General features: G+C 63.6%; 21 protein-coding genes and 1 pseudogene. 14 read left to right on the top strand and 8 right to left on the bottom strand.

The features are described 5' to 3' along the window. The first annotated feature begins 2 nt into the window (after window positions 1–2). Genes AC0L2Z_RS00640 through AC0L2Z_RS00650 form a run of 3 tightly spaced genes read left to right on the top strand, consistent with a single transcriptional unit; the run spans window position 3 to window position 2386 of the window. Complete coding sequence (locus AC0L2Z_RS00640) at window positions 3–1211, top strand: agmatinase family protein (protein ID WP_077381532.1); 1209 nt, start codon at window positions 3–5, stop codon at window positions 1209–1211. A 2-nt stretch (window positions 1212–1213) separates the two neighbouring features. Next, window positions 1214–1747, top strand: a complete 534-nt coding sequence (locus AC0L2Z_RS00645) for a hypothetical protein (protein WP_473626257.1) — start codon at window positions 1214–1216, stop codon at window positions 1745–1747. A 36-nt stretch (window positions 1748–1783) separates the two neighbouring features. Continuing rightward, entirely contained in the window at window positions 1784–2386 is a 603-nt protein-coding gene (locus AC0L2Z_RS00650; RefSeq protein ID WP_473626258.1) for a HupE/UreJ family protein, read from the top strand. A gap of 157 nt (window positions 2387–2543) precedes the next feature. Here AC0L2Z_RS00650 and AC0L2Z_RS00655 read toward each other — a convergent pair whose 3' ends face one another. After that, window positions 2544–3257, bottom strand: a complete 714-nt coding sequence (locus tag AC0L2Z_RS00655; protein ID WP_473626260.1) for a GntR family transcriptional regulator — start codon at window positions 3255–3257, stop codon at window positions 2544–2546. A gap of 260 nt (window positions 3258–3517) precedes the next feature. On the opposite strand from AC0L2Z_RS00655, the gene AC0L2Z_RS00660 reads away from it, so the two are divergent. The 7 genes from AC0L2Z_RS00660 (at window position 3518) to AC0L2Z_RS00690 (ending at window position 10689) form a co-directional block, all read left to right on the top strand. Beyond that, window positions 3518–4606, top strand: a complete 1089-nt coding sequence (locus AC0L2Z_RS00660) for an ABC transporter ATP-binding protein (RefSeq protein ID WP_473626261.1) — start codon at window positions 3518–3520, stop codon at window positions 4604–4606. Between the two features lie 33 nt (window positions 4607–4639). Further along, on the top strand, window positions 4640–5929 hold the full coding sequence (locus tag AC0L2Z_RS00665; RefSeq protein WP_473626262.1) for an ABC transporter substrate-binding protein: 1290 nt from the start codon (window positions 4640–4642) through the stop codon (window positions 5927–5929). 223 nt (window positions 5930–6152) lie between these two features. After that, window positions 6153–7037, top strand: a complete 885-nt coding sequence (locus AC0L2Z_RS00670; protein WP_473524733.1) for an ABC transporter permease — start codon at window positions 6153–6155, stop codon at window positions 7035–7037. Between the two features lie 4 nt (window positions 7038–7041). Further along, window positions 7042–7860 (top strand): ABC transporter permease, encoded by an 819-nt coding sequence (locus AC0L2Z_RS00675; protein WP_023800164.1) that lies wholly within the window; start codon window positions 7042–7044, stop codon window positions 7858–7860. Further along, on the top strand, window positions 7832–8617 hold the full coding sequence (locus AC0L2Z_RS00680) for an aspartate/glutamate racemase family protein (protein ID WP_473478713.1): 786 nt from the start codon (window positions 7832–7834) through the stop codon (window positions 8615–8617). The genes AC0L2Z_RS00675 and AC0L2Z_RS00680 overlap by 29 nt, the downstream gene beginning before the upstream one ends. 4 nt (window positions 8618–8621) lie before the next feature. Beyond that, the gene (locus AC0L2Z_RS00685; RefSeq protein ID WP_473626264.1) at window positions 8622–9458 is read left to right on the top strand and encodes a GNAT family N-acetyltransferase; all 837 of its coding nucleotides are present in this window, start codon (window positions 8622–8624) and stop codon (window positions 9456–9458) included. 304 nt (window positions 9459–9762) lie between these two features. Continuing rightward, window positions 9763–10689, top strand: coding sequence for a manganese catalase family protein (locus AC0L2Z_RS00690; RefSeq protein ID WP_023800167.1), 927 nt, complete (start codon window positions 9763–9765; stop codon window positions 10687–10689). A 71-nt stretch (window positions 10690–10760) separates the two neighbouring features. Here the strand turns inward: AC0L2Z_RS00690 and AC0L2Z_RS00695 are convergent, their stop codons facing one another. Then, window positions 10761–11300 (bottom strand): Lrp/AsnC family transcriptional regulator, encoded by a 540-nt coding sequence (locus tag AC0L2Z_RS00695; RefSeq protein WP_023800168.1) that lies wholly within the window; start codon window positions 11298–11300, stop codon window positions 10761–10763. A gap of 48 nt (window positions 11301–11348) precedes the next feature. On the opposite strand from AC0L2Z_RS00695, the gene AC0L2Z_RS00700 reads away from it, so the two are divergent. Together AC0L2Z_RS00700 and AC0L2Z_RS00705 are read left to right on the top strand one after the other, a co-directional pair. Next, window positions 11349–12527 carry an MFS transporter gene (locus tag AC0L2Z_RS00700; RefSeq protein ID WP_473626265.1) on the top strand — a complete coding sequence of 393 codons (1179 nt, stop codon included), beginning with the start codon at window positions 11349–11351 and terminating at the stop codon, window positions 12525–12527. 125 nt (window positions 12528–12652) lie between these two features. Continuing rightward, on the top strand, window positions 12653–13078 hold the full coding sequence (locus AC0L2Z_RS00705) for a GNAT family N-acetyltransferase (protein ID WP_128167504.1): 426 nt from the start codon (window positions 12653–12655) through the stop codon (window positions 13076–13078). On the opposite strand, the gene AC0L2Z_RS00710 is transcribed toward AC0L2Z_RS00705, so the two are convergent. The 3 genes and pseudogenes from AC0L2Z_RS00710 to murQ all read right to left on the bottom strand — a co-directional run bounded on the left by AC0L2Z_RS00710 (window position 13079) and on the right by murQ (window position 15301). Then, window positions 13079–14209: an anhydro-N-acetylmuramic acid kinase gene (locus AC0L2Z_RS00710; protein ID WP_128167601.1), complete on the bottom strand. Its 1131-nt coding sequence runs from the start codon at window positions 14207–14209 to the stop codon at window positions 13079–13081. It lies immediately after the preceding gene. Between the two features lie 6 nt (window positions 14210–14215). After that, window positions 14216–14344: pseudogene (locus tag AC0L2Z_RS00715) on the bottom strand (esterase); the annotation flags it as partial. Between the two features lie 33 nt (window positions 14345–14377). Further along, on the bottom strand, window positions 14378–15301 hold the full coding sequence (murQ, locus tag AC0L2Z_RS00720; RefSeq protein WP_128167503.1) for an N-acetylmuramic acid 6-phosphate etherase: 924 nt from the start codon (window positions 15299–15301) through the stop codon (window positions 14378–14380). A gap of 167 nt (window positions 15302–15468) precedes the next feature. On the opposite strand from murQ, the gene AC0L2Z_RS00725 reads away from it, so the two are divergent. Continuing rightward, complete coding sequence (locus AC0L2Z_RS00725; RefSeq protein ID WP_473626266.1) at window positions 15469–16578, top strand: carbohydrate kinase; 1110 nt, start codon at window positions 15469–15471, stop codon at window positions 16576–16578. 46 nt (window positions 16579–16624) lie between these two features. Beyond that, the gene (locus tag AC0L2Z_RS00730; RefSeq protein WP_473626267.1) at window positions 16625–17545 is read left to right on the top strand and encodes a pseudouridine-5'-phosphate glycosidase; all 921 of its coding nucleotides are present in this window, start codon (window positions 16625–16627) and stop codon (window positions 17543–17545) included. 87 nt (window positions 17546–17632) lie between these two features. Here AC0L2Z_RS00730 and AC0L2Z_RS00735 read toward each other — a convergent pair whose 3' ends face one another. The 3 genes from AC0L2Z_RS00735 to AC0L2Z_RS00745 are packed head-to-tail and all read right to left on the bottom strand — an operon-like array spanning window position 17633 to window position 22211. Continuing rightward, a complete protein-coding gene (locus AC0L2Z_RS00735; RefSeq protein ID WP_473626269.1) occupies window positions 17633–18874 on the bottom strand; it encodes a VWA domain-containing protein in 1242 nt (413 codons plus the stop codon). Further along, entirely contained in the window at window positions 18867–21125 is a 2259-nt protein-coding gene (locus AC0L2Z_RS00740; RefSeq protein ID WP_473626270.1) for a DUF5682 family protein, read from the bottom strand. Before AC0L2Z_RS00740 ends, AC0L2Z_RS00735 begins: the two co-directional genes overlap by 8 nt. A 6-nt stretch (window positions 21126–21131) precedes the next feature. After that, entirely contained in the window at window positions 21132–22211 is a 1080-nt protein-coding gene (locus tag AC0L2Z_RS00745) for an ATP-binding protein (protein ID WP_077381511.1), read from the bottom strand. Between the last annotated feature and the right edge of the window lie 7 nt (window positions 22212–22218).

Consider the following 22218-nt stretch of genomic DNA (forward strand, 5'->3'; position numbering starts at 1 on the left):
GAATGTCCAGAAATATCCCCGAACGCAGCCACCGCAGGGCAGGGCTCGTCGCCCGGGCGGCCAGGGAGCGTTTTCACCACCCCGATTTCGACGCCCGCGGCACGCAGGGCTGGAAATCGATCGAGGCCGAGGGCAAGCTGCCGGAAAGCGGCTGGCGCAAGGAGCAGCAATGGGCGCTCGACATGGGCCTGCCGGGATCGGAGTCGATCGTCGACAAGTCGATCCCGACTTTCGCGCGCGGCGAGCTGCCGCATTTCGCCGGCATCAACACCTTCCTCAAGGCGCCCTATGTCGAGAACGTCCGCGATGTCGGCAAATATGATGCTGCCGTCATCGGCATTCCTTTCGACAGCGGCACCACTTACCGGCCGGGAACCCGCTTCGGGCCGCAAGGCATTCGCCGCATCTCGGCGCTCTATACGCCGTATAATTACGAACTCGGCGTCGATTTGCGCGAGCAGATGACGCTGTGCGACGCCGGCGACGTCTTCACCATTCCCGCCAACCTCGAAAAGAGCTTCGACCAGATCACCAAGGGCGTCAGCCATGTCGCTTCGTCCGGCGCGCTGCCGATCATGCTGGGCGGCGACCACTCGATCGGTTTCCCTTGCGTGCGCGGCATCGCCGACGTGACCTCGAAGCGCATCGGCATCATCCATTTCGACCGCCATATCGACATCCAGGAAAAGGATCTCGACGAGCGCATGCACACCACGCCCTGGTACTGGGCGACCAACCTGCCGAACGTCTCGGCGACCAATCTCGTGCAGCTCGGCATCGGCGGCTGGCAGGTTCCCCGCTACGGCGTCGCCGAGGCGAGGAAGCGCGGCACCAACGTGCTGACCATTGCCGACATCGAGCAGATGGGCCTCGAGAAGGCGGCGGAAATCGCGCTCGAGCTCGCATGGAAGGACACCGACGCCGTCTATATCTCTTTCGACGTCGACAGCCTCGATTGTGGTTTCGTACCCGGCACGGGCTGGCCTGAGCCGGGCGGCTTCCTGCCGCGCGAGGCGCTCAAGCTGCTTGGGCTGGTGACGGCGCCTGGCATTTGCGGGCTGGAAGTGGTCGAGGTCTCGCCGCCCTACGACACGTCGGACATCACCGCGCTGTTCGGCGTGCGCGTCGTCGTCGAAGCGCTCGGCTCGATGGTCGCCCACGGCAATCTCGGCAAGCATAAATCGATCATCGACAAACCGGTGAGTTTTTGACCATGCACGACGATCATCACCACAGTCATGGCCATGGCGACGGCCACCATCATCACGGGCCGAACGGTCATCATGACCATCCGCACGCCCCCGGCCACAACGGGCCCGCTGGCAAGCCGCTGCAATGGCAGACGCCGCATCTGCCGGACCAGGCTCACGAGTTGCCGGTTGATCCCGCATCGGTCGACCTCGACCTTGTCGAAACCGCCTTCCTCGAAGGCTTTGCGCGGGCGCCGGACCCATCCAGCTTTCTGCGCCTGGCCGGCATACCCTTTGTCGGCGAGAGGGCCGACGGCGTGCGGCTTCATCTCTTGCGCGTCGAGACCGAGGATCTGGTCGACGTCGGCGCGGTCATGCCGCTCGTCGGCGGCACCGGCGTCGCCTATCACCCGCTGCCGGCGCGCCTGACATCGCACCGCCGCCGCCTCGCTTTCATCTATCACGACGGCGCTGAGCAAATGCCGCTCGGCTTCGCCGCGGCGCGCGCCCTAGCGGACCGTTCCGCCGCTTCGCAATTCACCGTTCCCGGGCATTGAAACCAAACCCGTCACTCTCATCGAGCAGGTGCAACCATGAAAACATTGGCAAGCATGAAAACATTGGCAAGACTTGGCATCCTTTCAGCTCTCGCCGCCGCCACACCGTCGCTGGCGTTTGCCCATAGCGGCGGCGCTCACGTCCACGGCTTTTTCGCCGGCCTCGAACATCCGCTGTTCGGCATGGATCATCTGCTCGCAATGGTTGCAGTCGGCATGATCGGCGCCCGTGCCGGCGGGCGCAGCATTGTCCTTGTGCCGCTGTTCTTTGTCTCGGCCATGGTCGCAGGGGCCTTGCTCGGCATGGCCGGCATCGGCCTGCCTTCGCTTGAAACCGGCATCGCGCTGTCGCTTGTGGTCTTCGGCGCGATGATCGGCCTCGCCAAGCCACTGCCGCTGGCCGCCGCGGCGGCACTGACGGCCCTGTTCGGCCTCTTCCACGGCAACGCCCACGGCCTTGAGAGTCCCGAGAGCGCCGGCGGCATCGCCTACGCCGCTGGCTTCATGCTCGCCACGTCGATGCTGCATGCGATCGGCATTCTGTCCGCTGTCAAGCTGGCTCGTTGGCCGACGACGGTCCGCACCGCTGGAATCGCCACCTCGCTGGTTGGAATGGCCATGGCGGCCCAAGCTTTTTGAGACGTAGGCAGTCGGCGAACAGAACTGGAAAGCAGATGAGCCAGAAATGGTCGATGAGGCTGCGGCGCGTCCGCGATTTGCTGTACCAGATCCTGAAGGTCCGAGCCCAACGGCTTTGAGGGGTGCGGTATTCGCGTCCCTCCGGTCGAAATGAGCGTCAGAACTCGAGCGCCTGCCTGAGCGCCGGACCGCTCCTGACACGCAGATCGAGGTCGGCCTCGATATGGTCGATGTGGTGCAGCATCAGGGCGCTGGCGCGTTCGGAATTGCCATTTTCCAGCGCCTCCAGGATATTCATGTGCTCGCTATGGCCACAGCTCGAGACGCCCGAGCGGCCGTAGAGCGCGATCACCAGCGATGACCGCGCCACCAGTTCTTCCATGAAGCGCTGGAGGATGGCGTTTCCGGCAACCGAAGCCAGCAGCAGGTGAAAATCGCCCGAAGCCTTGATTTCCGAGCGTCTTGCATTTGGTCCGCGTTCGGCAATGAAGCGGCCCTCTTCATCGAGCTGCGCCTTAAAGGCAGCGACATGGTCCGGCGTCATCAGCCCGGCTGCGGCAATCGCTATGCCGGGCTCGATCAGCCGGCGCGAAGCGAAGACCTGGCGCGCTTCCTCCGGCGACGGGTTGGCGACGAAGGCGCCACGATTGCGCTCGGTCCGCACCAGGCCTTCGAAGGAGAGCATCTGCAGCGCCGCGCGCGCCACGGTGCGGCTGACATCGAATAAAGTGCCGACCTCGCCTTCCGACAGCTTGGTTCCGGGCGCCAGCCGGCGGTCGACGATCGCGTCGCGCAACTGGTCGCGGATTGCCTGGGCGCGATCCTCGTTGGCACTGTCGACAGCAGGGAAAGTCTGGTCGGCTATATTCATGATGGTCGTCCCTGCACCTTTCTACCCTGAATCGGGTCGCTTGCACGAGGGACAAAGTGAATACGATGCCGAAAAAGATTGCATACGATTTTTGCGAGAATCGCTGGCGATCGCCTATAATTTGTGCATTCTCAGGCATGCCGTTTCGAAGGGCAGCCGGAGGCAATTCTGATTTTCCCAAGGAATCAATCGTTTGAAGCCGATCTAGGGCAGTTGGCATGCATGATGCTTTGCTTAAGTTGATTTAGAGAGGAAGCCGGATGTCCAAAGCCGCCGAAATCGACATCGTGTCCGTTTCGAAGATCTATGGCGCGACGACTGCCGTCGAAGACATCAGCTTGAAAATCCCCGCGGGAACCTATTGCTGCCTGCTCGGGCCGTCCGGCTGCGGCAAGACCTCGACGCTGCGCATGATTGCCGGGCACGAAACCATATCGAGCGGCGACGTGCGTCTCGGCAACACGGTGGTCACCGACCTGCCGCCGGCCAGGCGCGGCACCGCCATGATGTTCCAGTCCTACGCGCTGTTTCCGCATCTCGACCTGGTCGACAATGTTGCGTTCAGCCTCAAGATGAAGGGCGTCGGCAAGGAAGAGCGCCGCGCCAGGGCGCTCGATTTGCTGAAGCTGATGCAGATGGAGGGCTACGCCGGCCGCCGCCCGGCGCAGCTTTCGGGCGGACAGCAGCAACGCGTCGCTCTGGCCCGCGCGCTGATCACCGACCCCGAAGCGCTGCTGCTCGACGAGCCGCTGTCGGCACTCGATCCATTCCTGAAGATCCGCATGCGGGCGGAACTGAAGAAGCTGCAGACGTCGCTCGGCATCACTTTCGTCCACGTCACCCACAGCCAGGAGGAGGCGATGGCGCTCGCCGACCTTATCGTGGTCATGAATGACGGCCGTATCGAGCAGGCGGCGCATCCGCGCATCGTCTTCGAGCGGCCGGCCACCGCGTTCGTAGCCCGCTTCATGGGCGATCACAACGTCGTCTCCGGCCGCGTCAGCGGCAGCCGCGACGGCATGGTTGTCTTCGATGTGCCGGGTGGGGCCTCGCTTGCGGCCAGCGGGCAGGGCAGGGCGATCGGCGAGCCGATCGATATCGCCATTCGCACCGACCATGTGCGGATCGGCGACCCACTGGCCACGGGGCTCGGCTTCACCGGCATCGCTTCCAACGTCGAATACCGCGGCTCGACCGTAAAACTCTCGGTCAATGGCGCCGGCATCGAGGATTTTACCGTCATCGTCGACGACACCAGCTTCTTCGCCAAGCCGGTCGCCGTCGGCGACGCGGTACCGATCGCCTGGGACGCCGAGGACGCGATCGTCCTTGGTCGTCTCGATTCCTGAACCAGAACCATCAATCAAAACAGGGGAACTGACATGACCAACACCACCGACAACAAGGCAGGAATTTCCCGCCGCTCGCTGCTCAAGACCGGTGCTGCCGCCGTCGGTCTTGCGGCCGGTTCGGGTGCCATCACCGGGTTCCCGACGATCTGGGCGCAGAACCCGATCACGCTGCGCCAATTCGGCACCGGCGTGTCGAATCTCAACGCCATTGCCGACAAGTGCAAGGCCGACCTCGGCATCACGCTGGAAATGACTGCGACCGATTCCGACGCCGCCGCCCAGCGCGCGGTGACCCAGCCGGACAGCTACGACATCGCCGACATCGAATACTGGATCGCCAAGAAGGTCTATCCGTCCGGCGTGATGCAGCCGATGGATGTCAAGAAGCTGAAATATTACGACAAGATCGTGCCGCTGTTCATCACGGGCAAGCTGACGCCCGACAGCGTCATCGCCCAGGGCACCGCGCCGCATACCGTCGGCTTCGTCGAGGCGCAGGACGCCAAGACCTTCGCCAAGCAGCCGACGCAGTGGATGACGATGGTTCCGACCATCTACAATGCCGATACGCTCGGTATTCGCCCCGACCTTGTCGGCCGCGAAATCACCACCTGGGCCGACATCATGGATCCGGCCTTCAAGGGCAAGGCCGCCATCCTCAATATCCCGTCGATCGGGATCATGGATGCGGCGATGATCATGGAAGCCATGGGCAACGTCAAATACGCCGACAAGGGCAACATGACCAAGGAGGAGATCGACAAGACGATCGACTTCCTGATCAAGGCCAAGCAGGACGGCCAGTTCCGTGCCTTCTGGAAATCGTTCGACGAGAGCGTCAACCTGATGGCATCGGGCGAAGTGGTCATCCAGTCGATGTGGTCGCCGGCCGTCGCTGCGGTGCGCTCCAAGGGCATCGCCTGCAAGTACCAGCCGCTCAAGGAAGGCTATCGCTCGTGGGGCGGCGGACTTGGCTTGGCGGCGCACCTCAAGGGGGCCGAGCTCGACGCCGCCTACGAGTACATCAACTGGTACTTGTCCGGCTGGGTCGGCGCCTACCTAAACCGCCAGGGCTATTACTCGGCCGCCATGGACACGGCCAAGCAGTTCATGTCCGAGGACGAGTGGGGCTACTGGGTCGACGGCAAGACGGCCAAGGGCGACATCATGGCGCCGGACGGCAAGATCATGGAGAAGGCGGGCGCGGTGCGTGACGGCGGCTCTTTTGTCGAGCGCATGGGCAAGGTCGCCTGCTGGAACTCGGTCATGGACGAGGACCGCTACATGGTGAGGCGCTGGAACGAATTCATCGCGGCGTAGTGCCTTCTTGCCTTCTCCCCTTGTGGGAGAAGGTGGCCGAGCGAAGCTCGGTCGGATGAGGGGTGTTGGACGGATCGCCAACGCTGAGTTTCTTCCAGCACCCCTCATCCGCCTTGCCGCTGCGCGCCAATCCACCTTCTCCCACAAGGGGAGAAGGGACGCAGCTCCGGCCGCCTCGCAGCCTACCGAGATGTTGATGACAGCAGTGCTCGAACGTCCTGGAATGATCGCCGCCAAACCTGCCGGGCGCCGCCTGTTCTCGGTCGCCCGCCTCGTCCCCTATCTCCAGGCGGCGCCGCTGGCGCTGATCCTCGGCGCGTTCCTTTTGCTGCCGATCCTGATGATCGCCGTGGTCTCCTTCTGGGACTACGATTTCGCGGCGATGTATCCGGATTTCCTGACCATCAACTACGCCGACACGCTCGGCTCGTGGGTGACCTGGAAAACCTATCTGAACACGCTGAAATACGCTGGTATCGTCTGGGCACTGACGCTGTTCGTCGGCTTCTGGGTCGCCTATTTCCTCGCCTTCCATATCAGGACCACCGCCATGCAGATGGTGCTGTTCCTGGTCTGCACGGTGCCGTTCCTGACCTCCAACATCATCCGCATGATCTCGTGGATTCCGGTGCTTGGCCGCAACGGCCTGGTCAACTCGACGCTGGTTGAGATCGGGCTGATCCCGAAGCCGATCGAATGGCTGCTCTATTCCGAATTCGCCGTGGTGCTGGCCATGGTGCATCTCTACACGCTGTTCATGGTGACACCGATCTTCAACACGTTGATGCGCATCGACAAGTCGCTGATCGAGGCTGCGCGCGATGCCGGCGCGTCCGGCTGGCAGGTGTTGTGGAACGTCGTCATCCCGCTTGCCAAGCCCGGCATGGCGATCGGCACCATCTTCGTCGTCACGCTGGTGATGGCCGACTTTTCGACGGTGCAGGTGATGTCCGGCGGACAGAGCGCATCCGTCGCGCTGATGATGAAGAACCAGATGTCGCTGCTGCAATATCCGGCAGCGGCCGCCAACGCGGTCGTGCTGCTGGTGCTGGTGCTGCTGATGGTCGCCGGCATCCTGCGCATCGTCGACATCCGCAAGGAGCTGTGAGGCGATGAGCCGGGACAAGCGCACCCTTGAATTCTACGTGCTGGCGGCATTCTTCGCCCTTTTCGTGCTGTTTCTCTACGGCCCGCTCTCGGCGATCCTGATCCTGTCCTTCCAGGGCGAGAATGGCGGGCTGACCTTTCCGCTGAACGGCGTTTCGCTGCACTGGTTCGCCAATCTGTTCGAACGCCAGGCGGTCGGTGATTTCGGCGGCAGCTTCAAACGCTCCTTTATTCTTGGCCTGATGGTGATGATCGTCACCGTCGGCGTGTCGCTGCTTGCCGGTCTTGCCTTTCGGCAAAAATTTCGCGGCGCCACCGCATTGTTCTATCTGGCAGTCGCCAGCCTGGTCGTGCCGTCGATCATCATCTCGCTCGGCATCGGCGTCGTCTTCCAGCAGATCGGCTTTCGTCCCGCCTGGTACACCTCTGCTTTTGGTGCCCATCTGACCTGGACCTTGCCTTTCGGCGTGCTGATCATGTTCGCGGTCTTCAACCGGTTTTCGCCGGCCTATGAGGAAGCCGCGCGGGACTTGGGCGCGACCTCCTGGCAGACCTTCGCGCATGTCGTGCTGCCGATGATCGCGCCCAGCCTGATCGGTGTCGGCCTGTTCGGTTTCACCCTGTCCTATGACGAGTTCGCCCGCACCCTGATGACCTCGGGCACGTTCAACACGCTGCCGCTCGAAATCTACGGCATGACGACGAATGTGACGACGCCAGTGCTCTATGCGCTGGGCACCGTGACCACGGTATTTTCCTTCCTGGTGATTTTGGCGACGCTCGGCGCAATCGCCTATGTCGGCGGCCGTCGGCCGCGAGCTTGAGAGAACCGCAGTGCAGATCCTCGTCGTCAATCCGAACACCACCGCCAGCATGACCGAAACCATTGCAGCGGCGGCGCGGTTGGTCGCCGGCGCCGGTACGGACATCGTCGCCGTCACCTCGACGATGGGTCCGGTTTCGATCGAAGGCTACTATGACGAGGCGCTTGCCGTGCCGGGCCTTCTGGTCGAGATCGCCGCCGGCGAGCGCTCGGGCGCGCTGGCTGCGATCGTCGCCTGTTTCGACGACACTGGGCTGGATGCGGCGCGCGCCATGGCCAACATTCCGGTCATCGGCATCTGCGAGGCAGCGCTCAGCGCGGCCTCGTTCATCGCCCAGCGCTTCACCGTCGTCACCACGACCGAGCGCTCGCGCGTGCCGGTCGAAGCGCTGGTGCAGCGCTATGGCATGGCAGGACGGGCACGCGTGCGCGCTGCCGACATTCCGGTTCTTGCGCTCGAAGACCCAACCTCTGATGCGATCCTGAAGCTGCGCGGCGAGATCGCGCGCGCGCTCGACGAGGATCGCGCCGAGGCCATCGTGCTTGGCTGTGCCGGCATGGCCGATCTCGCCGCCGCGCTGCGGCGGGAGTTCGGCGTTCCGGTCGTCGACGGCGTCGGCGCCGCGGTCAAGCAGGCCGAGGCACTGATCGCGCTTGGCCTGTCGACGTCCAAGCGTGGCGCCTATGCAAACCCGCTGGCAAAGCCCTATCTTGGCGCATTGAAGTCCTTCGCCCCCGGTACCGTAGCCGCCGAGTGAGGCAATGCGCCGAACGATCAGAACGCTCGCACTTGAAGACGTAAAAATCCTTGTCGACTGGGCGGCAGCGGAGGGCTGGAATCCCGGTGTTGGCGATGCCGTGGCGTTCCATGCGGCGGATCCAGAGGGCTTCATCGGCGCCTTTGTCGATGGCGAGATGGTGGCCGGTATTTCGGCCGTCGCCTATGGCGACGATTTCGGCTTCATCGGTCTCTACATCTGTCGGCCGGACAGGCGCGGTGAGGGCCATGGCAAGGCGGTCTGGGATGCCGGCATGGCGCGGCTCGGCGACCGTACGGTCGGCCTCGATGGTGTCGTCGAACAGCAGGCCAATTACCGCAGCATGGGTTTTGCGCCGGTCTACCGGACGATCCGCTTCGTCGGCACGCCGAACGCTCCGGCAGCTGCCGACAGCGACATTTGCGTCATAGGCGCGGAACTCATGGCTGACGTTCTGGACTACGACAGCCGGTTCTTTCCCGCTCCGCGGCGATCCTTCCTAAAACACTGGCTGCGCCCGCCGCACATCGCGCTTGCGATCGTCAGGGATGGGGCCATCGCGGGCTACGGCGTCGCGCGCCGCTGCCGGGACGGTTGCAAGATCGGCCCGCTCTTTGCCAATAGCCTGGACGCGGCAAGCCGCCTGTTCGCGGCCCTCGCGCTCATGTCGGGTCCCGAAAACGTCCATCTCGATGTTCCCGAGACCAGTGGCAGTTTTGCAGGTCTGTTGTCGTCCGCCGGTCTTCAACCAGGTTTCGAGACTGCCCGAATGTACAGGGGGCGCGCGCCGCAGCTCATGCAGTCCGGGGTCTTTGCGATAACGACCCTGGAGCTTGGCTGAGGGCAGGCATCAGATTTTTGTGCGCAGTGCCGGCTGCCCACGCAACGGTATTCAATGTTACCTGCGGCGGGGTCAGCTAGCCTGCCTCATCCAGTCGGTCGTGTAGTCATCTCCGAAAGGGATGAAGGCGCCGCCAAGTTTCCGCATGCGCTAAAACGTTCGCACGCCTCGATGTGCAGCGTTCCAGTCGCGCCAACGCATCAATTTGGGATAGAAGCCGGTCGACGGGAGAAATACTCTTCTGAGAGGCGGGAACAATACCGTCGAAGTGCTGTTAGGTCAGCTCCTCTAACGGAGATAGGCCATGTTCTTGCGCGTCGACAAGCTTCAGATCGAATTACCGGCACCGGCCCAACAGGATGTCAATGCCGCTTCAGCGCTCCAGGAGTTGCTTGGCGGAAAATACGGAGAAATGTCCACACTCGGTAACTACCTCTTCCAAAGCTTCAATTTCCGATCGAAGAGCAAGTTGAGGCCGTTCTACAGCCTGGTTGCGGCCATAACCGCCGAAGAGCTTGGCCATGTCGAATTGGTCAGCAACGGGGTGTCGATGCTTGCGAACGGCCCTGATGAACCCGGCGCTGACACGGTAGGTCCGACAGATATCACTGGCGCGCCGTTCGAAATGATGAAGGACGCGAGGCTGGCTGCCGGATTTTTGTCGCATGGTGGTGGCGCCGTGCCGATCGATTCAAACGGCCTGAGCTGGAACAAGGATTTCGTTACAACGACCGGCAACGTCATTTTCGACCTCCTCCACAATTTCCATCTCGAATGCGGAGCCCGCCTTCACAAACTGCGGGTCTACGAAACCTTGTCGGACCCAACCGGACGGGAGGTCTGCGGATATCTGCTGGTAAGGGGATCGGTGCACGCCCATGCCTATGCCCTCGCGCTCAAACAGATAACGGGTGTCGAAATCGAGAAGATGCTTCCGACGCCCAACATTCCGCTGGCCAACATCCCGGAGAGCCAGAAATATCTTGAGGAAGGCTCGCACCGACGCCTTTATACATTCAGCCCCGAAGATTACCGTGAAATAGCCGGCATCTGGGGCAATGGCGAAATGGCCCTCCCGGACGATCCTCCAGGTGAATTGGAGGTGGTCGAGGGAATGCCAGAGGGCGGAAAGATCCAGGAGTTGGTGGGAGAGCCGTCAGCTTTCACACCGGACTACGCGCCTGAGGAAATGTACGAGATTGCTACCAAGCTTTACAAGGCGTCTCGGTAGCGAACCTGGAGCGGTTAGCGAGCTTGTCGAAGCCCGCTAACCTCGCTCATCCAGCCGGTCGCGCGCTCCGGCTAATACAATGGCTTGGCCATGTGCCGGGGTGCCGGCCATTCGGTCGTGATCCCGGGCTGCACCGGCCGCTCGAGATAGGTCGACAGAACCACATAGCTTCGCGTCGAGGTCACGCCGGGCGTTTCGTAAAGACGCGACAGCAGGCCTTCTAGCGCCCTTGTGTCCTCGGTGCGGACCTTGATCAGCATGCATGTGTCGCCGGCCACCGAATGAATCTCCTCGACTTCGGGATGCTCGGAAATCGCCATCAGTTCGGGGGTCTTTCCCCAACCCTTGGTGTCGATGTGGACGAAAGCGAGCAACGGCTTGCCCACCGCCTTGGGATCGATGATTGCCGCGGTGTTGCGGATGGCGCCGCTGCGCCGAAGCCGCTTCACCCGTTCATGCGCGGCCGGCGGCGACAGGCCGACACGATCGCCGAGCTCGGCATAGCTGACCGTGGCGTCGTCGACCAGAACGCCTAATATCTTTCGGTCGGTTGCGTCGACATCGCGGGCAGCAGGCCTGTTCTGCAGAATGCCATCTGTTTCTTCATCCATGGTGAAATTCCTTATTGATACAGAATTTAATACGGCGATTATCGCCATATGTCGAACAGTGATCAAGTCGCAACATTGACGGCAAGGCCGCCTATCCCGGCGCTCGCCTATCTCCTGACCGGATGCATCGCGGTGATCGGCTCGAACTCGCTGGTTCTCGGTCCGATAGCGCCGGCGGTGGCCGCATCGTTTGCGACGAGCGTGCCGGCCGTCATGATCGCGTCCGCTGCGTTCGGGCTTGGAACGTCGGCAAGCGCCCTGTTCCTGGCCCGCCATATCGATCGGCTCGGCGCCCGCCGCATGCTGCAAGGGGCATTGCTGCTGCTGGCGGTCGCGCTTCTCGCCAGCGCCGCCGCGCCGACGGTAACGACGCTGGTTGCAGCCCAGCTTCTCGCCGGCATCGCCGCCGGTATCGCCATGCCGGCAATCTACGCCAGCGCCGCTGCGATCGCGCCGCCTGGCCGCGAAAGTGGAACCATCGGTGTCGTGCTGACCGGATGGACCCTGAGCATGGTCGCCGGCGTCTCATTGTCGGCGGTGCTTGCCGATCTGGTGCATTGGCGCGCCGTTTTCGCAGCGGTTGCGGTGCTTGCGGCGCTCGCGTTGACCGGCCTTACGCTGACGTCGTTGAGCGACGTCAGGAAAAGCGGCCCGGCGCCGACGCCGCTCGGCGCCTTGGCCGTGCCCGGCATCGTGCCGCTCCTGGTCGCCTGCGGCGCCTTCATGACCGCCTTCTACGGCGTCTATGGTTATCTTGGCGATCACCTTCACAATGGCTTGGGACGGCCGGTCAGCGCCAACGGCTTTGCGGCGCTCGCCTATGGCGCCGGCTTCGGCATGGCGGCACTGCTTGACGGCGTGATCGATCGACTTGGCGCGCGACGTGTCATGCCGTTCGCCTATCTCCTCGTCGCGGCCGTCTATGTCGCGCTCGCCGCGGCAGGCAGTAGTTTCCATCTGACCATCGCGATGGTCGCGCTCTGGGGCCTTGCCAATCATTTCGGGCTGAACGTCCTGGTGATGCGCCTCTCGGCGCTCGATCCGGCGCGGAGCGGCACGATCATGGGCTTGAACAGCGCAGTGACCTATCTCGCGGTGTTTGTCGGCACCACCGCCTTCGGTCCGCTTTATTCCAGCTTCGGCTTTGCGGCATCGGCAATGGTCGCCGCGCTGCTCATGCTGGTTGCCGCTGCGGCGGCGGCGTGGCATTCGCCGCGGCCCGTGTAGTCGCGGAGCCACGCGGCGGCAGAGCTTGCGCTCCCGTCCTTTCCTTCGATAAATGCAAATGAAAGTGCCACGCGTCCGGAAGCGCTGCATACCGGTATCCGGCTGTGAGCCTGTCTGGACAAGCGATGAACATTACGCTTGAAACCACCGCCGACCCTTCGCCGAAAGAACTCGCTTTTCTCGGGGAGCGGCTCAGCGCGTTCAACGACAGCGAAGTCGGTCCGGCCAACAGGAAGGTGCTCGCCGTGTTCGTGCGCGACGAGCACCGTGCGGTTGTCGGCGGCATCTCGGGATACACCGCCTGGGGCTGGCTCTATGTGCAGTGGCTGTGGGTTGATGAGCGGCTGCGCGGCCAGCGCATGGCCGGCAGGATGCTGGACGCAGCCGAACAGGAGGCCGTCGCACGCGGCTGTCATGGCGCCTTGATCGACACCTTCAATCCCCGGGCGGCCAAGGCCTATGAGCGTCAGGGATATCGGCCGTTCGGCGTGCTTCCCGATTTTCCCGCCGGTCGCAGCCGCGTCTTCCTGCAGAAGAAACTGCTGGCTTGATCAGCCGGCAAGGCGTCCGCCGCGCATCGGCTGCGGCACACCGGTGGTGGTCGGAAAACTGATCGGCAGGCTCCTGAGCACGCGAACCGCAAGGAAGGCAAAGCACTCCGCCTCGACCGCGTCACCCTTCCAGCCGAGCGCCTCCGCCGGCACCGCTTCGACGCCGGCGCGGCTGGCGAGCATGGCCATGATCGTCGGGTTGTGGCGGCCGCCGCCGCTGACCACCAGACGCTTCGGCCGGTGTGGCAGGAGGTCGAGCGCCTTGCCGACGGCCGCAGCGGTGAAGGCCGTCAGCAGTGCGGCACCATCCTCAGCGTTCATCCCATCCGCCATGGCTGCGCCGAAATCGAACCGGTCAAGCGACTTTGGATAGGGCTTGGCCAGGTAGGGATGCTGCAGGAGCTTGGCCAGCTTGGCTTCGTCGACGGTGCCGGTCCGCGCCAGCGTGCCGTCGCGATCCATGTCGCCAAGCCCCTTCGACTTGATGAAATCGTTCAACGGCGCGTTGGCCGGTCCGGTGTCGAAGGCGACGACATTGTCCTTGCCGTCCCACCAGGTGATGTTGGCGACGCCGCCGAGATTGAGCACCGCCGTGTCGCCGCTGATATCGGCATCGCGCAGCAGCGCGGCGTGATAGGCGGCCGACAGCGGCGCCCCCTGCCCGCCGGCGCGCATGTCGGCCGAACGGAAATCATAGGCGACCTTGGTCCCCAGTATGGCATGCATCAAAGCCCCATCGCCGAGCTGGCGGGTCTGGCCGAGCCGGCGGGTTTGCGGGGCGCGATGCAGCACGGTCTGGCCATGGAAGCCGACGACGCCGATATTGGCCATCGTCAGCCCGTAGCTTTCGACCAGGTCCCTGACGGCTGCTGACTGGGCGCGCGTTAGCGCTTCTTCGGCTTCGCGAAAGATCGCCGGTTCTGGCCCGGAAAAATTCCACGCCCTGGCCTGATCCAGCGTCTCCTCCAGCAGCGTCCGGATCGATCCGGGGTAGGGCGCCAGCGTGTAGGTGCCGAAATCCTCGATCCGCTCGCCGTCGGTTTTGATCAGCGCAACATCGATATTGCCGTCCAGCACCGTGCCGGTCATCAGCCCGACGGCCCAGATTGGTTCGCCACTTTTCGCAATCATCATTTGTTAGGCTCCGTTGGCGCGATCGCCGACCGATGGGCGAATCTCGATAATCCCGCTGTCGAAATGATGTGTCGGATGGATCCGTTTGGTGAGCAAGGTCTCCAATGCCCTGCCTTTGTCGAAGTCGATCCATCCTGGATACTGGTATACTGGTATCCAGACAGCTCACGCCGTCTTTTCGCCGATCGCCTTTCGCAAAAACCCGCCCGCATTGTCGAGCGCCTTGCGCGCCTCTTCGATGCCCATCCCGGTGATTGTCACCAGTATCGCCAGCTTGACGTCTTTGCCGGTCTGGTCGAGCGCCCGTCGCGCCTGCTGCGCTGTGCAGCCGGTGGTCTGCATCACGATCCCGACCGCCCTGGCGACAAGCTTCTTGTTGCTGGGATTGAGGTCGACCATCAGGTTCTGATAGCTCTTGCCGATCCGGATCATGCTGGCTGTCGTAAGCATGTTGAGAACCAGCTTTTGCGCGGTTCCCGACTTCAGCCGGGTCGAGCCGGCGAGAACCTCGGGGCCGACAAGCGGAGAGATGGCGATATCGGCAATGCCGGCAATGACTGACCTGGGATTGCAGGAAAGCGCCACGGTCGTTGCTCCCACCTGCCTTGCATAGGTCAAGCCGCCGATGACGTAGGGTGTGCGGCCGCTGACCGCGATACCGACCACCACATCGTCGGCGGTCAACTTGATGTCCTGCAGTGCCTTGATGCCTTGTTGCGGATCGTCCTCGGCGCCTTCCACAGCCCGCACCAGCGCTTTGGGGCCGCCGGCGATCAGGCCGAGCACCATGCCCTCGGGCACGCCGAATGTTGGCGGACACTCCGAGGCGTCGAGAACCCCCAGCCGGCCGCTCGTGCCGGCGCCCATATAGACAAGCCGCGCGCCTTTTTGAAACGCACCAACGATCCGGTCTACCGCGGCAGCAATTTCCGGAATGACCTTCTCGACGGCGGCCGGAACGCCGCTGTCCTCGTCATGGATCAGGCGCAGAATCTCGATGGTCGGCAGCAGGTCGATATCCATCGTCCTCGGGTTCCGATCCTCGGAAACCAGCCGCTCCAGCTCCGCCATCAACTCCTGTTCGTTCATCCTGCTTTCAAACTTCTTGCCATCGGCAACAAGTAATGTGATGCGGCGCCGGGCGTTGACCAGTACCAGCGACTGGCATTGATAAGCTCGCCAGCCAAACAAATGTTGACAACATCATCTGTTGTTGATCAATGTTCAACATGAATTGCGCGGGCCGGGGTGAGGTGATGGACGACCTTGGAGCACAGCAACAGGCAGTTCTGGATCTCATTGCGGCGAACCCGTTCGCCGGCCAGCAGGATATAGCGACCGCGCTCGGCATTGCCCGCTCGACCGTCGCGGCCCACATCGTGCAGCTCGTCAACAAGGGCTACATTCTTGGCCGCGGCTATGTCTTGCCGGCGTCCAAGCGCATGATCTGCATCGGCGGCGCCGTCCTCGACCGCAAGTACCACGCCAGGAAGGATCTGATCTTCGGGACGTCGAACCCGGTCGACGGCTATCGCAGCTTCGGCGGCGTCGCCCGCAACGTCGCCGAGAACCTTGTCCGCCTCGGCGTCGACGTGAGCTTCGTTTCGATTGTCAGCGACGACGAGACCGGCCGCTCGCTGGTGCGGCACCTGCGCGACCTAGGCGCCGACGTCAGCCAGGTCATCACCACCACGGAGCGGCCGACGGCGGAATATGCGGCGATCCTCGATCTCAACAACGATCTCGTGCTCGGCATCGCCGACATGGAGATCTTCGATCTGTTTTCGCCCTCCTGTCTCGACCGTTTCTGGCCGCATCTGGCTTCAGCGAATTGGGTGTTCATCGACTGCAACCTGCCGGCCGCGACGATCGCGGCGCTGATGTCACGCAAGCAGGGCGCGCGCTTCAAGCTCGCCGTCGACACGGTGTCGTCGCCGAAATCGGCGCGCCTGCCGAAGGACCTGACCGGCATCGACCTTTTATTCACCAACCATGACGAGGCCAATACGATGCTTGGCATCACCGATGCCGACAAGCGGCTGAAGCCGAAAGAGGCAGCGGCGGCGCTGCGCGCGGTCGGCGCCAGCGAGGTGATCGTGACCATGGGCGCGCATGGATTTGCGGTCGCGACCGAAAGCGGCGTGGCAACGATGCGTTCCGTCCCGGCCCGCGCCGTCGACATCACCGGCGCCGGCGACGCGATGATTGCCGGCACCATGTACAAGGTGCTTTCGGGCGATCCCGTGCTCGATGCAGTGCGCACCGGCGCGCTGCTCGCCACGCTGACCACCGAGAGCGAATCCAGCGTCCATCCCGACCTGTCGCCGCGCTTCCTCACCGCCGGCATGTACCGCATTCCCGCCTGAAGCCAGACGACCTGAACGCGAGCCGAACCCTGAAAGCGAAATAACGATGAAACCTTCCCTTCTCCATCTGAACGACGAAGTCGCGGCAGCACTTCGTGAAGGCCGCGCGGTGGTGGCGCTGGAATCGACGATCATCACCCACGGCATGCCGTATCCAGCCAATCTGGAGACTGCCCGCGGCGTCGAGACCGTGGTGCGCGAGAATGGCGCCGTGCCCGCCACCATCGCGGTGGTCGCCGGCAAGATCAAGGTCGGGCTCGACGACCGCGAGCTGGAGCAGCTGGCAGCGGCAAAGGACGTGGTCAAGGCGTCCGGGCGCGACCTCGCCGCCATTATGGTGGGCGGCGGCTCGGCCGGAACCACGGTTTCGGCGACGATGCGGATCGCTGCATTGGCGGGCATCGGTATTTTCGCGACCGGCGGCGTCGGCGGCGTGCATCGCGGCGCCGAAGCCAGTTTCGATATCTCGGCCGACCTGACCGAACTCGGCCAGACCGGCACGACCGTCGTCTGCGCCGGCGTGAAATCGATCCTCGATATTGCAAAAACGCTGGAATATCTGGAGACCCAGCGCGTGCCGGTGATTGCCTACCAGAGCGACGACTTTCCGGCTTTTTATACGCGCTCCAGCGGACTTAAAGCCGATCACCGCCTCGATACGCCGCAGGACATTGCGCAGGCCATGCTGCTGCACGAGCAGATCGGCTCGGGCACAGGCATCCTCGTCGCCAATCCAATTCCGCAACTGGATGCGCTCGATCCAGCCTTCATCGATGGCACGATCGCCGCGGCGGTGGCGGAAGCCGAAGAACGCGGCATCGGTCGCAAGGAACTGACGCCGTTCCTGCTCGCCCGCATCAACGAGCTTTCGCAGGGCCGCAGCCTGAAGGCCAACATCGCGCTGGTCCGCAACAACGCGGCGCTCGCTGCCCGCATTGCCGTGGCGCATGCGATTGAAGGACATTAAATAGCGGAACTGCCGGCCACAATCGCTGACCTGTCCAGCCGCTTTCCAGCCGCGACAGGAGTTCGGCAACCCTCTGGAACATGGGGCTCAGTCGTCCGCCCTGGGCGCCTCGGTCTCGGCGCGAACCAGCTTGATGTCGGCTCCCGCCGCCCAGGCGCCGATATCCTCGCGGCGCAATGCCGCCGCCATCATGTCCGGAAACAGATCCGGCGTGCAGGCGAAGACCGGAATGCCAAGTGCGGCAACCGAACCTGCCATTGCCGGATCATAGCCGGGCCGGCCTTGGTCGGTCAGTGTCAGAAGCACGACGACATTGACGCCGGATCGAACCAGCGCCGCCAGCCGCCGCAGCAATTCCTGGCCATTGCCGCCCTCGTAGAGGTCGGTGACCAGCACCAGATGCGACTTGGTTGGCCGCTCGATACGGTCGGCGCAATAGGCGACGGCCTGGTTGATATCGGTGCCGCCGCCAAGCTGCACGCCGAACAGCACTTCGACGGGATCGCTGAGTTCTTCGGTAAGGTCGACGATGGCCGTATCGAAACAGACGAGCTTGGTGCGCACGACCGGCAGCGAGGCCATCACTGCCGCGAAGATCGAGGCGTAGACGACCGAGCTTGCCATCGAGCCGGACTGGTCGACGCAGAGAACGACTTCGTCAAGGTCGACTAGCCGACGCTGCTTGCGCATGAAACCAACCAGCTTCTCCGGCACGATAGTTTTGTGCTCGGGCTGGTAGTGGCGAAGGCTCGCCGAGATGGTGCGCTGCCAGTCGATATCGCGCGCACGCGGACGTTTGGTGCGCTTCGATCGGTCGAGCGCGCCGCGTATCGCCTCGGCGGTCTTCTGCTCCAGCTTCTGCATCAGCTTGGCGACGATGTCGGCGATGATCGTGCGGGCGATGTCCTTGGTCTTGGCCGGCATGACTGAACGCAGTGAAATCAGGTCGGCGACCAGGTTGACGTCCGCCTCGATCGCCTTGAGGAACTCCGGCTCCATCAGCATCTGCTTCAGGTCCAGCCGTTCGAAAGCGTCCTTCTGGACGATCTGAACGACCTGCGCGGGAAAGAAGGAGCGAATGTCCACCATCCATTGCGCAACGCGCGGTGCCGAGCGGCCAAGCCCGCCACGCCGCTTGCGCGGGTCACTGGCCGCCGCGCTGGCACCATCGCCGTAGAGAGCATCGAGTGCCGCCGAAAGTCGTTTGTCGTCGCTGGAAAGTGCCGCCGACGCCTCGTCATCGGCGCCGATCGCCAGGCGCCAGCGGCGCTCCCCTCCGGCATCTGCAGTGAGTCGGCCGGGCCCGTTCATTTCGCCCTCGTCATCCATTGCCGCTTCCTCCCCTCAGCAATGGTCCAAGCCGTTCCAGGTGTCGGCGCCATGCCTCGCCGCCATCCGGCGTCGGCGTCAGGCCAGCCGGCAAGCGCGCGGCACGGCCGAGAACCGCTTCGATCAGTCGCCGGCGCTCCATGCTGTCCAGATTGGAAAAGACGCGGCGCAGCAACGGCAGGTGCGCGATGAAAGCATCTTCGTCGAGAGATTTGAGCCAGGAATCGACCGCGCTGCGGAGACCTTCGTCATAGATCAGCCGTTGACCCGCTGTGCTGAAGAAGCCCTCGAAGAACCCCGCCGCCTCGGCGACTGGCGTGCCCGGCGACAGGCGTCGCCCGAGCAGCTCGGCTGCGGCTTCGGCGGACAGGCGGCCGGCCTCGTAGAGCAGGTGCGCGGCGCATCCGGCCAATAGCGCCGTCGCCCGCGACCCCTCGAGAACGGCAGCCAGCCCGTTGCGCCATCCGTTCAGCACGTCTTCCCCCGGCTCCACCAGCCTGATCGCCTCATCGGCCTTGCGCATCGCTCTTACCAGCGTCGCGGCGGCCTGCTCATCCAGGTCGCGTGCCGCATAGGGAAGCGCGATCGCACCTTCGACGATCAGCCGCTCCATGAGGCCGGAAAGCCGGTTCGTCTCGGTTTTGCGCGCCTCGCCGTAGCGGATGATGTCGGCGAGCGGCGGCACCGAGGCCAGAATCTCCAGGCATTCGCTGCTGCGCGCCGCGCGCGCCTCCAGGGCCGTGAGACCGGCGGTCGATGCTTCCGACAGGCCTGCCGTGATGGCGCCCTGGACCAGTGCCGCAAGCGTATCGAGGGTTGCTGCGGCTTCGATCATCTGTATCAGGCGGCCGTTGGCAGCCTTTTCGATGGTCGGCCCGTAGATCAGGTTCTCCACCAGGCGAACGGCATATTCCGGCTCCCAGGCCAGGGTCCACCGCTCGCGGAACGTGCCACGGCTGCGACCGGCGTCCGTCAACTTGCCCCAATGCACACCAAGCACGTTCAGCCGATGCAGCAATGTCGAACGAAACAGCCCGCTGTCGCTTCGCAGGTCGACGGATAGTTCCCGCTCCAGCGCTTCAGGTTTCAGCCGCGCCGCCTTCTGGTTGCGCTGCAGATCCTCGATCAACGGCGCCAACGGCGTGTCGGGTGGAATTTGGCCGACGTCCGCACCTAGAAGCAGCTCGGCCTCGACCACGGCCCACAGCAACGCTTCGCCGTTGAACAGAGCCGCAATTGCGGCGTCGCGCAATTCCTCAAACCCGGGTTTCGGCCGCTCGCGAATCGCGGCGAGCGTGCGGGCGAGCCGCTCCGCTTCGATCAGCGAAGCGGTCGAGACCAGGTGACCCTTCACCCGCAGCACCGCTGCAATCATTGCAAGCCACAAGGTTGCTGCATCGCGCCGGCCGCGCGTGCGCCAGAGATGCTTGCACCAGCCGGGTGCGACGACGCCCGCGCCATAGCCGTAGCCCAGCGCCAGACGCGGTCCCGTCCACGGCGCCCATGTCATCGTGCTCTTGCGCCTTGCAATCCCCTTAAGCAGGGCTTGATCGTTTTTCTGCATGTGTGTCGCCTGCAGTGCCGGCACATGCCACGCCCCGCAGACGACGGCGATAGGTCCGTCGAATTCCTTGCGCGCCGCAGCGATTTCGAGCCGCATATGCGCTTCGCGCTGGGCCTCGAACTGCGCGATCGAGCCTTCACCATCCCTCAGCGTTATCATCGCGTCGGAGATGGCGGCGAATATGGGGCCTGGTTCCGGATTCTGCTCGATGATGTCCGACCACCAGCTTTCGCCATCCTCATAGCCGGCGGCGCGGGCCAGCGTGCCTATCGGATCACGCCGATGCGGAGCCACATCATCACGCTTGCTTGACTCCTTCGCATCGTCAGCATCAACTTTTTCCGCGCCGTCGACCGCCGCTTCCGAGAAGCGCGCCGACGACGGCAGGTCGATGAAGCGCAAGGCCGCCTTGTTGTCCACGGCCCAAAGGACCGCCTGATATTCCGGCGAGAACTCGGCGAATGGCCAGAAGCTTGTCGAAGCCGGATCCTCCTCCGGATAACAAAGCAGTGCTACCGGCGGCTGCATCTCCGGGCGGGCCAGCAACGGCAGCAGCGCGGAGGCATCGATAGGCCCCTCGATCAGCACGGCGACCGGCTGCAAATCCTGCAATGCCTGCACAAGGCTGTCGGCGGAACCCGGCCCGTGATGGCGTATGCCGAAATAGGCGACCTCGCTGTGCCCCATGGCGCGTCAGATCGCTGCGTTCAAGGCCGCATAGTAGCCGGCGTAGTCAGGCCGCTTCTTGAGCACTGTTTCCAGATATTCTTCCAGCACTGCCTTGTCCTGGACCGGGTCTTTCACGATCGCCCCGACAAGGCTGGCGGCGAGACCTTCGGCGCCGAGCTTGCCGCTGTCGAACCACGCCGCCTGGCTCAGACCGCCAACCATCGTCGCGATCGCCTCGGCGGTCGACAGCGAGCCCGAGGGCGTCTTCAGCGTCACCTTGCCGTCGGCGGTCGCACCGGACCGCAATTCACGGAAGATGGTCAATACCCGGGCTATCTCCTCGCCGACATTTTTCGGCACCGGCAGGTCGAGCCCGCCGGCCATCTCGTCGACCCGCTTGGAGACGATCGCCACCTCTTCAGCCATGTCTTCCGGCAATGGCAGCACCACGACATTGAAGCGACGCTTGAGTGCCGAGGAGAGTTCATTCACACCCTTGTCCCGATTGTTTGCCGTGGCAATGATGTTGAAGCCGCGCTGGGCATAGATCGATGTGTTCAATTCCGGGATCGGCATCATCTTTTCGGAAAGTACGGTGATCAGCGTGTCCTGCACATCCGAGCCCATGCGCGTCAGTTCCTCGAGCCGGCAGAGCTTGCCGGTCTGCATGGCGCGGTACAGCGGCGTCGGCACCAATGCTTCCTGGCTCGGGCCCTTTGCCAGAAGTTGCGCATAGTTCCAGCCATAGCGGATCTGGTTCTCGTCGGTACCGGCCGTGCACTGCACGATAAGCGTCGAGTCGCCCATGATGGCGGCGGCCAGATGTTCCGACACCCAGGACTTGGCCGTTCCGGGAACGCCGAGCAGCAGCAGTGCGCGGTCGGTGGCGAGCGTTGCCACCGCGGTCTCCATCAGTCGGCGGCGACCGACATATTTTGGCGTTACCGGCGTGCCGTCACCGGCCTTCCCGCCCAGCAGATAAGTCAGCACAGCTTGTGGCGAGAGGCTCCAGCCGGCAGGCTTTTGCCTGTCGTCACCGCGCGCCAGCGCCTGCAATTCAGAGGCATAGGCCTGCTCGACCGGGAGACGGATGGCAGCGTTCATATGAATT

Source organism: Mesorhizobium sp. WSM4850 (assembly GCF_055811735.1).